Source organism: Paenibacillus sp. strain BS8-2 (assembly GCF_054483835.1).
Genome location: NZ_CM137010.1, coordinates 3,934,723 through 3,946,694, shown reverse-complemented (window position 1 = coordinate 3,946,694; position 11,972 = coordinate 3,934,723). Strand labels below are relative to the sequence as shown.

General features: G+C 45.0%; 9 protein-coding genes. 2 read left to right on the top strand and 7 right to left on the bottom strand.

Annotated elements, in window-relative coordinates:
- Positions 1–17: 17 nt before the first annotated feature.
- The 7 genes from ACX1C1_RS16650 to ACX1C1_RS16620 all read right to left on the bottom strand — a co-directional run bounded on the left by ACX1C1_RS16650 (position 18) and on the right by ACX1C1_RS16620 (position 9,336).
- A complete protein-coding gene (locus tag ACX1C1_RS16650) occupies positions 18–1,043 on the bottom strand; it encodes a glycoside hydrolase family protein (RefSeq protein ID WP_458953293.1) in 1,026 nt (341 codons plus the stop codon).
- 21 nt (positions 1,044–1,064) lie between these two features.
- Complete coding sequence (locus ACX1C1_RS16645) at positions 1,065–2,303, bottom strand: sialidase family protein (protein ID WP_458953292.1); 1,239 nt, start codon at positions 2,301–2,303, stop codon at positions 1,065–1,067.
- Between the two features lie 46 nt (positions 2,304–2,349).
- Positions 2,350–3,987: a response regulator transcription factor gene (locus ACX1C1_RS16640; RefSeq protein ID WP_458953291.1), complete on the bottom strand. Its 1,638-nt coding sequence runs from the start codon at positions 3,985–3,987 to the stop codon at positions 2,350–2,352.
- On the bottom strand, positions 3,965–5,692 hold the full coding sequence (locus tag ACX1C1_RS16635) for a sensor histidine kinase (RefSeq protein ID WP_458953290.1): 1,728 nt from the start codon (positions 5,690–5,692) through the stop codon (positions 3,965–3,967). The genes ACX1C1_RS16640 and ACX1C1_RS16635 overlap by 23 nt, the downstream gene beginning before the upstream one ends.
- Before the next feature lie 70 nt (positions 5,693–5,762).
- The gene (locus tag ACX1C1_RS16630; RefSeq protein ID WP_458953289.1) at positions 5,763–6,647 is read right to left on the bottom strand and encodes a carbohydrate ABC transporter permease; all 885 of its coding nucleotides are present in this window, start codon (positions 6,645–6,647) and stop codon (positions 5,763–5,765) included.
- A gap of 13 nt (positions 6,648–6,660) precedes the next feature.
- Complete coding sequence (locus ACX1C1_RS16625) at positions 6,661–7,551, bottom strand: ABC transporter permease (RefSeq protein WP_458953288.1); 891 nt, start codon at positions 7,549–7,551, stop codon at positions 6,661–6,663.
- A 99-nt stretch (positions 7,552–7,650) separates the two neighbouring features.
- A complete protein-coding gene (locus tag ACX1C1_RS16620; RefSeq protein ID WP_458953287.1) occupies positions 7,651–9,336 on the bottom strand; it encodes an extracellular solute-binding protein in 1,686 nt (561 codons plus the stop codon).
- 234 nt (positions 9,337–9,570) lie between these two features.
- Here ACX1C1_RS16620 and ACX1C1_RS16615 point away from each other — a divergent pair, with 234 nt between their 5' ends.
- Positions 9,571–10,140 carry a TetR/AcrR family transcriptional regulator gene (locus ACX1C1_RS16615; protein ID WP_458953286.1) on the top strand — a complete coding sequence of 190 codons (570 nt, stop codon included), beginning with the start codon at positions 9,571–9,573 and terminating at the stop codon, positions 10,138–10,140.
- 262 nt (positions 10,141–10,402) lie between these two features.
- On the top strand, positions 10,403–11,890 hold the full coding sequence (locus tag ACX1C1_RS16610; RefSeq protein WP_458953285.1) for a cellulase family glycosylhydrolase: 1,488 nt from the start codon (positions 10,403–10,405) through the stop codon (positions 11,888–11,890).
- The last annotated feature ends 82 nt before the right edge of the window (positions 11,891–11,972 follow it).

The following is an 11,972-nucleotide window of genomic DNA, read 5'->3' as shown; positions in this document are numbered from 1 at the left end:
CATTTGTGGATTCCATTTTACTTGGCGAGAGGAATAACCATATTCCATGTATGTCGTCCTCTGAAATCTCCTTCTCCATCTGCAGTCGCGGCAAATAAATGCGTTGGGCTTCCGTTTTCAAACAATAGGAACGGTCTTTCGAAATTCCCCATTTTGCTTATTGTTCCATCATCCCAAACGATCTCTCTGGAATACGATTTGGCTGATTCATCAATTACCCAACTTACACCATCTTCGGAGAACGCATGGATCCCGCCGTGTCGTTCGCCGCACAGATTCCCATCCATATCCTTGGCAATCAACTCATAGCCTTGCTCCGTTCTCCAGACAAAAGGATCTTCGATATGCACCTTCTCTGGTGGAAAAATAGGCTCTTCGCTTAATCGTCGGTATGGCCCTTCATAATGGTCGGCCCACGCAACTCCGATTGTCATTTGTCCATGTACATTATTCATATAGCGTCTTGCCTTATAAATCATCAGAACCGATCCGTCCTCATGAACATAAGGAGCTGGATTAGAGGTTAGAAAACTATCAAACTTGCCTGGTCTGACATCCAGTACAGGACTGTCTAATCGTTTCCATGGACCGAAAATGCTTGTGGAGGTAGCTAGACCGATCCTTTTATTGGCTCTTGCCACAATACATCTTGGGTCATCCAAGTCATATGTTTCGCCAGGAAGAACATCTGGGAGCGGATGCGTCGACCCCATATAATAAAGGAGGTACGTGTCACCATGTTTCGTAATATGCGGATTATGTGTGCTTCTTCCGTCCCAGTACTCTGCTCCTCTAGCGGGCAGAACCACCTCAACGAAGCGATATGGGCCTTCCGGCGTCTCAGAAACAGCACGAACGATTTCGGAGTGAACAAGCCAGCCTGGATGCATCGGCAAGTGCTTGGGCCATCGGGAAGCAAACATGTGATAGTTGCCGTCCTCACCCTTGACAACAGAACCGCACCATACCCAGTAATCATCCATTCGGAAGCCGCCACTTTTAGGCGCAGGGTTAAAACGATTATGCAAGCTGCTTTTTTTCAATTTTGAATCCTCCTCGAAGGACTAGCCAACAACATAGATTGACCATTTCCCTGAATAATCATCATTGCACTCCTGACGATTGATTTGACCGAGCAGCAGAGATATACCATCGTGATGATCCTTGATAAAATTGGTATAAGGAATATGCGTGGCACCATTGTCTAATGGTATTCTTGTTTCGGACTCAATCTCCCAAGTCGTTCCATCGTCCTTAGATTGAGTAACGATAAGACAATCATTCAAATAATAAGCGGCTTTTATCACTTGATCTATGCTGCTGTAGACCATATCCTTAAGGTCCCATGTACGGCTGTCCATCGTGCTCAATACCCATGTTACGCCATCCCATCTGGCTGTACGGATTTGTTTGCCTCCCATTTCGGTGCTGCTATAACCGTAGGCGACAATAGGAAATCCATTGAGCGGATTCGACGTACATACAGGACATTGCGATGTATGACTGCTTCCTTCGAACGGCTCCGCAGTTTCAATGAGACAATGCTGCAACATTGAGCTATAGTCAATGATATTTCCCAAATCCGTTCCATCGGCAGCGCCCAAACGCCCGGTTGATGGGTAAAAATATGCAAAGAAGGTTCCTTTACCTTGCTTGGCATGACCTTTAGGTCCCCCCCACATGGACCATGTAAGGAGTATCCTCTCTGGAATTGCATGCCTGGCGGGTTCATATACAGCACTACATCCGTAAACCTCATCAAACTTTAACGGGTCATTTTTGCCGCTGTCTATAATTGTGAAAGGTTCTGACCATGTGGCTCCGTTATCCATCGATTTCATATAACGATAGGTGCGATACGGGTAAGTAACATCATCATTCCTCGAATAAAATATATAGATAGCGTCCCCTGCCGTAACCGGTGCTGGATAGCAATTGAAATCGGTAGATATAGTCTTCCGGTTCCACTCTCCGTTAATGTCTGATCCGAGCGGCATCAATTGGTAAAGCTCACTCGAATGTTCCGCGTAAAAAATAATCGGTTTTCCATTTGGAGCTTGAATCAAACCAGGATAGTTATGATAATCCCATGTTCCATGCATATTATTTTCGATAACCTTCGTGCTTGAGCTCCATTCCATCTTCATATGATCATATCGTTTCACATAAATATCCATGCCCGGACCGTTCCATGCGATGAGAGTATCCTTAGTGTCACTGCTGTAAAAGCCTGCTCCAATAGGTCTTTGACAGCCATAACTCCCGTTATTGTCAATATGATGTAAGGTTAGTTGCTTTGTCATACGAAACGGCTCCTCCTAATCTTAGAACGTACCATACCCTGATGCTTCAGTTTCTATAGATTTCTCGATAGGCTTGAGGCGTTGCATCATAATACCGTTTGAACAACTTGATGAAGTAGTTCGCATTCGTATAGCCAAGACGCTCACCAATGTCGTACACCCGATCATTCGTCTCGATCAACAAGGTCGCCGCTTGCTTCATCCGTTGCTTGTAGATATAATCCGTAATCGTCTCTTCCGTTTCACTCTTGTACACCTTGGACAAATAGTCTGGGTTAAAATGAAACTGCTCGGCTACCCACTCAATTGTTAATACATCTCCCAAGTGCTCGTCGATATATTGTCTGATTTGATCCACAATGGTTCTTCTGTTGTCTTGCCATTCCTCTATCGCATAAGCCGTAAATTCTCTTAATAAGGAGAAGGACCACTCTTCCAGCTGTTTAAGAGAGATGTCTGCTGCCATATTGTTAGGTTTGATCAAGGACTGTCCAACAATATCATCAAGCAACACACCATTCTTGTGAGCGATGTGTGAGAAAGCATGCGAGATATAGAAGTAGAGCTCCCACACATATTCCTGAGATGAGAAGCTGCCTGAATTAAATTTTTCAAAGATCGTCTGAAGCTTCTCAGACGCTTTGTCCCAAGCACCGGTCTCAAGCAGCTGCAGCAACGACGGCTGTTCATTCAAATAATTGATGTGCACAACCTTGCCCAGGCTCTCCTTTTCCTTGATTTGAATCATTAAACCTCGATCCTTGCCGATTCGTCTGCGGAAAGCAACGAGTGAGTCCTGATAAAGCACAGGCAAATCGTCAGCGAATGTGCCGAATGGTGAAATCGCGATAGAAAGAGAAAGCTTGAGCAAGGATTGTACAATCTGCTTCCATTCATCAACCTTGCGTTCAAGCAAGGCTGCCCAATGCAATTGTCCTGATTGCTGAAATTCGTGTTCATCAGCCGCAGGTCGAAATAACAGTACGACAAAGTCATTTGGATCCTTGCATATCCAGTTATGAAAGTGCTCTGAAGTAATTTCTTCCACGATATTACGAACCGCATATTCGAGCAATTCCCGACTTTTCAGATCATAGTCATGCTCGTCCCATTCAAACCTCATTGTAACGAGTGCAACAGGATCGCCCGGCTGGAATTGAAGTTCGTACAGCTCGAGCCTCTCTTGTAATTGATGCTGGTTAAATCTTTTCCCGCTAATTAATTCCTGCATCAAGGAGCTCTGCAACAAAGATAAATTGGATTTTAAGGTTTGTACAGAATTCCGATATGCGACAACTTCCTTCCATTCCTGCTGGATCATCTCCATGACCCTCTCAACCACCTGTTGTAAATCGTCATCCTTAACAGGCTTAAGCAAATAATCCAATGCCCCATATTGGATTGCTCGCTGCGCATACTCGAATTCGTTATATCCGCTAATGACAATTATTCTGGTCTTCAAGGAGCGTTTATTCACTTCTTCAATTAATTCCAGTCCAGATAAACCCGGCATACGAATGTCTGTCAGAAGCAGGTGTATCGTTTCTTGTTGCAGAATTTCCAGCGCTTCGAGACCTGAATAGGCCGTAATCACTTTTTGAATGCCATAGTTAGCCCAATCCAGAGATAACGCTAAACTATCGGCTGCGTGTTCTTCATCATCAACGATTAGAATCTGGAACATGACCTGACCTCCAATACAGTGTGGCTATCATTCCCACAGGGTCAGCTGCTTCGAGACGAACGCCTGCGTCATCGCCGAGGCGCAGCTTCATCCTAAGATGTACGTTCTGCAGACCGCATCCCCCAGATGACTCGGGATCATTTGGTGCATTCATCCTTCCGCTGATTTCATCTAGTAACGCATCGGAGATTGACACTCCGTTGTCTTCAACCCTAATGAAGCATTCATCATTGTGAACTCCTCCCACAACTCGAATAAACGAGCTTCCAATCCGATGCTCAATGCCGTGAATGATTGCATTTTCTACTAAAGGCTGTACGATTAGACGCGGCAGATGCAAATCTAACAGACTGTCAGAAATATCAAGCTCATACTCCAGCCTCTTATTCCGCATAGCCTGTATTTCAAGATAATGGGAGACAAGACTGATTTCCTCACGCACCGTTGGTGTCTGATTATCCACTCTAGTCGTATAACGAAAGTAATCGCTCAGATGATGGGCCATCGCAATAACCTCTTTTTCCTGATTCAATTTGGTCATGTTAATAATAAAACTCAACGAATTGTATAAGAAATGAGGATTAATTTGCGATTGCAATTGTTTTAGCATGGCTTCTCGGGAACGGATCGTTTCCACAAAAACTTTATCCGTAAGATCTAACACATTAGTTGCCAACTTCTCAAAATTGCGATTTAAAAATTGAAATTCATTAATGGAGCCCGCTGCGGAATATAACAAAGCCTCATCCTTATTTACTTGTTGCGTGTTTCGTATCAATTGTTTTAATGGCATTTGGACATTGCGATAAAGCAGCATGATTGCAATGATGCCTAACACGAGAAAAAACGATACAAAACCATAAAACAGCTTTTGATCCCAAATAATCGGATTTAAGAATTCCGACACAGGAACAGAACTAATTAAATACCAACCCAGTGTCTTCGATTTGGCATAAAATACAATGTAGTCATTAGACTCGATACGAATTGTCAGGTGGCCCGAATCTGCAGTCGGTGTTTCTAACGTGTTCATGATGGATTGGATATGTCCCCATTCCGGAGATAACGAACCTATGATTTGTTGCCCATCTGTTAAGAAATGTACGCCGTTTCCTTTCGCTTTCAATTGACTCAGCAGATTTGACAAGTTGCGGGCATCAATACTTGTTTCGACAACCGCTTGGGATATCTGATCTTCTCCACTCGACGGATACCCGATTTGACGATAAAACTCGCCTGTGCCGTTAACTTCCCGGTACTCCCAATTCGCTGCAAAGTGATTGTGCAAATATTGTTCATCATACGTAATATAGGACGAATTCGTGGAAACAACCGTTCTTAATTCCGAGAAAAATACACTCACTGTGCTCGACCAATTCGTGGATGATTGCTGCAAGATCAGCTTGCTCCACAAATCGTTTTCAATTTTAGCTTGATTGTAATAGGTTTTGAACAAATAACTGTTCATCATCTCCATTACGGTCGGGTCGCGGCTTAGTGTTATGCTGCTGGTTGTAATTTGATCAAATGTCGTATCGATCTGTTGAAGGAAGAAAGCCGAACCATCCTGACTCGACTTTGTTAATTCCTTCTTAATAAATTGTACACTCCGTTGATGGGAGTAAAAGTACATAACAACAATGCATAGCACCAAAGGAATAATAATGAACAGAATTTTCGTGTACGTATTTATCTTCAATCTCATCGTGTCACTCCATATTCCATAATCAACTATTATCCCTTAGTTTATCATTGTTGTCTGTGAGAAGAGAATGTTACTCCTTAACTGACCCGAGCGTCATCCCTTTAACGAAATAACGTTGCAGGAATGGATACACAATTAGAATAGGAACCATGCTGATGAATATTTGCGCCGTTCTCAGCGTTCTGTCCGTCACATTGAGCAGCTTATCAGGATCTACATAGCTGTCCGTTGCAACTATATTAGCTCCCGCGGTCATCTGCTGAAGCAAAGTAGCGAGCGGATATTTCTGAATATCATTCAAATAGATGAGTCCGTCAAACCAAGAGTTCCATTGACCAACCAAAGCAAACAGCGACAGCGTTGCAATCGATGGAAGGGAGAGCGGCAAATAAATCTGGATCAAGGATCTAAAGTATCCGGCACCGTCTATAAAGGCTGCTTCCTCAAGCTCCTTCGGTATACCGCGAAAGAAGTTCATCATGAGAATCATATTAAAAACATTGACCGCCGATGGGAGAATGAGCGCCCAAATCGTATTCTTAAGACCTAAGTTAATAACGAGCAAATAGTGAGGAATAAGCCCTGCACCGAACAGCATTGTGAATATGAAAAACCACGAGTAGATCGAACGTCCAGGGAAAACCCCATTATCCTTAGATAGCGGATAAGCGGCTGTTACACAGAACATCATCGTAATTGCTGATCCAAAAACAGTCCGAATAACAGAATTAAAGAACGATCTTACATAATTGTCATTGCTGAAGGTGACTGAATAGGCGTCCCATGTAAAGTCAACCGGCCAAAACGAAACAATATTGGCGGTTGCTGCTTCTTTCGAGCTTAGAGAGATCGATATAATATGAAGAAATGGAAATAAACAAAGTATAGCAATTAGAACCATGAACGTCATATTCAAGATCGTGAAAATACGGTTTGAAGTAGATTGATAGTGCATAAGTTGCCTCCCGTTAAAAAATGCGATAGTTCGCGTACTTGTAAGCCAACCGGTAAAAGACAACGAGCAAAATGGTGCTAATAACCGATTTGAACATGCCGAATGCAGTGGAGAAGCTGAACTGGGAGCCCAGAATACCTTGACGATAAACAAAGGTATCAATAATATCTCCTTTGTCGTACACAAGCGGATTATACAAATTAAATATCTGATCAAAGCCGGCGTTCAGAATGCTGCCAAGCGACAATGCACCAAGCAGAACCGTCATCGGCATGATCGATGGAATCGTGATATGGAGCGTCTGTTGCCACCTATTTGCACCATCCGATATCGCCGCTTCGTAAAGCTCAGGATTGATTGCAGTAATCGCTGCTAAATATACAATCGTAGAGAAACCAAATTCCTTCCAGATATCACTCGAGATGATCGTAAATCGGAACCAGTCTCCGTTCTGAAGAAAGGGGATTGCTTCAAATCCGAGCCAAGTTACAAATTGATTAATTAAACCGTTATTAATGGACAAAATATCGGTCAAAATACCGCCCAGAATAACCCAAGACAAGAAGTGCGGCAAATAAACAATTGTTTGTATCGTTCGTTTAAAGGCCATGATCCGAATCTCATTCAAGAGCAATGCGAACGTAAAGGGAACAACTAGCCCGGTAATGATTTTGCTGAATGCGATGACGAACGTATTCCAGATGACTACTTTGCTATCCGGGTATTCAAATATAAATCGAAAATTTTCCCAGCCTACCCAAGGTGAATTTAATATCCCAAACCACGGTTTATAATCTTGAAAGGCTATGATAAGTCCGCCCATGGGGATGTATTGAAAAATAATCAGCATAATGACTGACGGTAAAACAAGTAAATGAAGCGGATATATACGCTTAAATTTCATCCCTATAGCCTCCTTCGCAATCCATGTCAATAGCTTTGTTCTCTTTTGGAAAATCGACTGCCGCCAACATAGGAGGGCGGCAGCACGATTCAACTTGTTTTACTTACTGTTTTTGTACCACTCGTTAACCTCAGCTGTCACTTCGTCTCCGCCGGCTTTATTCCAATTTTCGACGAATGTATCGAAAGAATCCAAAGGCTGCTCGCCGTATACGATCTTAAGGAACGTTTCACGTTCCATCTTGAGCAACAGCTCACCCTTTTGCTGCATCGTTTTTGTTGGTTGGCCTTGGAATGCATTTTGGAAGCCTTGTTTGGCTTTAATCTGGCCATCAATAGCAAGCGCTTCTTGTCGTGCTTTTGGCCAAGTCACCACGTTGAGTTCTGTTGGGGTTACCGGTGTTTTACCAGCAAGCAGATCGATATACATTTGTGAATTGTCTACAGGGACTGTGTAATTTTTCACCAGCATATAGTTACCCGCACTGAAGCCTTCCGGTTTTCTGAGATCTGCCGCTTTATAGTCCGGCTTTCCATCGACCATCTTGTAATCAAGACCTTCCTCGAAGCCGTAATAGAACTCCGAGTCCTCTGCATATGGCTTCATCATTTTATCTAAATAAGCAAAGAATGCATCCATATGCGCGAAATCTTTGTTAAACAGGTAGGCGTGGTTCGTTTTCGCCGCTGCCGTACTGCCAAACAATCCGTCCGGACCTTCCGGAATCCGGTAAGCCTTCACTACGCTAACATCCATGCCGCCTTTTTCGAATGTAGTGCTTGGGACGTAAGTAGGACCTACATAAATACCGGACTTTCCTTGTGTGAAGCTTTCTCCAGCTTTTGTGTTGTCAAGCGTTCCAAAGGCTTTATCCAAGTAATCCTTCTCGAACCACTCCGACAATTTGCCAAGTGCCGTTTTCACAGAAGGGTTGATGGAACCATACTGCAGGGTGCCGTCATCCGCTTTATACCATTGCTCTGGCATTTGTCCATACGCGCCGAACACAAAGTCTGCAGTGGCGTTCCATGTGGCAAGGTTTGTTTTACCCGAAAGCGATATCCCGATTGTATCTTTTTTGCCATTGCCGTCCGGATCCTGGTTCACGAAGGCATCCATGACATTCTCAAGCTCAGCGATGGTCGTTGGCGCTTTGAGGTTCAACTTATCGAGCCAATCCTGACGAATGAACATGATCGAATTGACAGCGCCATCCGTCATAACCGGAAGACCATAGCGCTTACCCTCCTTTTGCACGCGTATCCATAAGTCAGGATCCTTGGCAAATGCCTCCTTAAGCCGCTCTGGTGCGTACTTATCAAAGGCTTCTGTAATGTCCATGAATTTACCAGACGAGATGAAATCATCAATAAGCTCGTTGTAGACCAGCATCACATCCGGCATTTTTTCATTGCCAGCAAGCATAAGCTTTTGTTTCGTCGTATAAGCGGTATTATCATTAACGCTCCATAATGTCTCCATCTCAATGCCCAGCTTCTCTTTGGCCCAACGCGTGTGGAAATTGTCGTTCAACGTATCTCCCGCGGGAAACTTATTATCGGCCCCGATGTTTGGCGATACCGTTGTGATCTTAACTGGAGGATCGAACTTGCCGCTTGCGTTGGTTGGCTGACTTGATTCAACCGGCGCAGTGCTGCCTTCCGGCTGCTTTGTCGCGTTGGCATTGTCGTTATTGTTGTTTCCTGACGAACATGCCACCAACATTGAAACCGCAGTGCCCAGCACAATTGCTGTATTCAGTACCTTACGTTTCTTTAACCTCATATGATTGCCCCCTCAAATGATTTGAAAAGCACTCTTTAATCATAAGATCTTGATACGAGGTAATACATAGAAACAATCCGATATCCATGCTATAATTCCGTCTTTGTATCGAATTCAAGTATGGTTTTCCCTAATTTCTTCAAGATGTACCAACTCTGTTTACTATGTCATTTAGAATCTTGATCTATGCTATACTTAATTCCGTCACTTAACTTGGAAGGGAAGAATAAGCCTGTGAGCAAGAATAAAATTATAGCCGCCGCGATCAAGCTGTTCTCGGAGCTAGGCTACCATCGCACAAGCATGGACGATATCGCGAAAGAGGCAAATGTGGCCAAAGGCACGCTCTATTACAATTACAAAAGCAAGGCCGACCTGTTCGAAACGATTGTTGGCCATGGCTATGAGCTTCTTACGAGCGGAAGCCAGGATGTACTGCGCGAGGACCAGCCCACAAATCGCCAAATTGCTCAAATCGTGAGCAAACATATTGAGCTGTTCCTCCAATACAGACCCCTGATCCACATCATTAGTAATGAAACGACGAACGGCATCGAGCCGGAAATCTTGCAACGCATAAGAGAGAAAAAACAAGCGTACATACGTTTTTTGTCAGGCGTATTGGAGCAGGGAATCCAGGATGGATCGCTTAAGGCCGTGAACAGAGAGCTCGCCGCCAGCAGTATGCTTGGCTTGCTCGAAAGCGCTTGCGCTTATTATATCGAGCAGGAAGGAAAGCTTTCGCGGGAGGAGCTTGAAGCTACCATCAATGCGTTTATTTTGCCGGCTTTGTTGAAGCACTAAGCTTGTAAGGGATTGATCGTTCTGACCTCATTTGAGCCATTCGCAGCTTTTTTCTTGTGAAGCTCTGCAGATGATCGGAAGTTACGATCATCTGTGGCCACAGCGAATAACGACGCTAATCCGAGATTTTATAGTCTGCAGCCCCTGTTCTTTTCTCGTTCTCCTGTTGCATAATTGGGATTTCATTGACATTGGACACTGCCCTGCGATATTATGAAACTGACCAGTCAGTCCAAAAACAGTATAGAAGGCGGCGATCCATATGAATCAGATTCAAACCATTAAAGAGCGCTTTGTGGATGCAGAGGGACGGCAAGTCATCCTGCACGGCATGAATATGGTGTGCAAAAACAAGGCGGATGGGTACATCGGCAATTGGACCGAGCAGGACTTCTTGAAGCTGAAGCAATGGGGGATGAACGTCATTCGACTCGGCATGAGCTGGGACGCCTTGGAGCCAACGCCGGGACATTATGACGATGCCTATATTGAACGAACACGTGCCATTATACAGCTCGCTGAGCAGCATGACATTTATGTATTCCTGGATATGCATCAGGATCTATACAGCTCCCTCTTCAGCAACGGAGCACCGGCTTGGGCAACGCTTACAGACAATCATACTTACGCCAAGACCGAGGTATGGAGCGACGCCTATTTGTTCGACGGAGCGGTTCAAACCGCGTTCGACCACTTCTGGCGCAACTCTCCTGCTCCCGATGGCATCGGCCTGCAAGATCACTATATCTCCACTTGGTCTTATGCCGTGCGTCAGTTACATGACGCGCCTAACTTAATCGGATACGATCTCATGAACGAGCCGTTCATCGGTACCGATGTTCAGAACATCCTCGGAGCATTGTTCGGCGCATTTGCTGAGGTCACAGCGGAGCAAACTGGAGAACCTCCAATGAATATGGAGCAATTACTTGGACTCTGGATGGACCCCAGTCAAAGACACGAGGCGCTTAGCCTGATGAACAATGTGGAGGTGTATCGCAGGCTGATGGAGCCAACTGCGATTGCACAGGCTCCATTCGAGCGGGATGTCCTGACTGCACTCTACCAGAAAACGCGCGACGCCATTCGAGAGGTCGACCGTGAACGCATGATCTTCCTTGAAACCAACTATTTCTCGAACATGGGGGTGGAAAGCTCCATTATGCCGCTCGTCGACTCTAGCGGTGAAAAGGATTCGCAGCAGGTCTACGCCCCGCACGGCTACGACATTGTGACCGATACGCCCGATACGCATTTGGCAAGCCAAGATCGCGTGAGCTACATCTTCGAGCAGCATGAATCGACGCGCAAACGGCTCGAGATGCCCATGCTCGTCGGAGAGTGGGGAGCTTATTACGGCTCCCAGAAATCCGAACACGCATCTCTTCATATTAAGCGCACATTCGAGCGTCTTCTATGCAGCGATACGTATTGGAGCTATATGCACACGGATATGGACAAATATTCCTCCTTCAAAGGCGTGCAGCGCGGCTATCCGATGGCAACAGCCGGTATTATCGAACGATATAGCTACGATGAAACGTCAGGCGGCTTCAGCATGGACTGGCATGAGGATGGTTCAATATCCGCTCCGACGCTTGTGTATCTTCCGACATTCGCAGCAAATGCAGCCTGTGTAACCCTTACCTCGCCTAGCATGTACGAATGGTTCCCGTTTGAAAACACCGAGGCCGGCATTCTCCAAATTGCGTCTGCCGGAGGCGGCAAGCGACGGCTGCGGATCGGATAAGGACGCCAGCATTCATGTGCAAGAGGCTGTCTCTGGACTACGTTGGGGCATATGCTTGAGACGGGGCACATTGTATGTAGAT

Excerpts from the sequence above, each read along its gene's own strand:
- ACX1C1_RS16620 (WP_458953287.1), bottom strand. The coding sequence starts at position 9,336 with ATGAGGTTAAAGAAACGTAAGGTACTGAATACAGCAATTGTGCTGGGC.
- ACX1C1_RS16640 (WP_458953291.1), bottom strand. The coding sequence starts at position 3,987 with ATGTTCCAGATTCTAATCGTTGATGATGAAGAACACGCAGCCGATAGT.
- ACX1C1_RS16625 (WP_458953288.1), bottom strand. The coding sequence starts at position 7,551 with ATGAAATTTAAGCGTATATATCCGCTTCATTTACTTGTTTTACCGTCA.
- ACX1C1_RS16630 (WP_458953289.1), bottom strand. The coding sequence starts at position 6,647 with ATGCACTATCAATCTACTTCAAACCGTATTTTCACGATCTTGAATATG.
- ACX1C1_RS16610 (WP_458953285.1), top strand. The coding sequence starts at position 10,403 with ATGAATCAGATTCAAACCATTAAAGAGCGCTTTGTGGATGCAGAGGGA.
- ACX1C1_RS16635 (WP_458953290.1), bottom strand. The coding sequence starts at position 5,692 with ATGAGATTGAAGATAAATACGTACACGAAAATTCTGTTCATTATTATT.
- ACX1C1_RS16645 (WP_458953292.1), bottom strand. The coding sequence starts at position 2,303 with ATGACAAAGCAACTAACCTTACATCATATTGACAATAACGGGAGTTAT.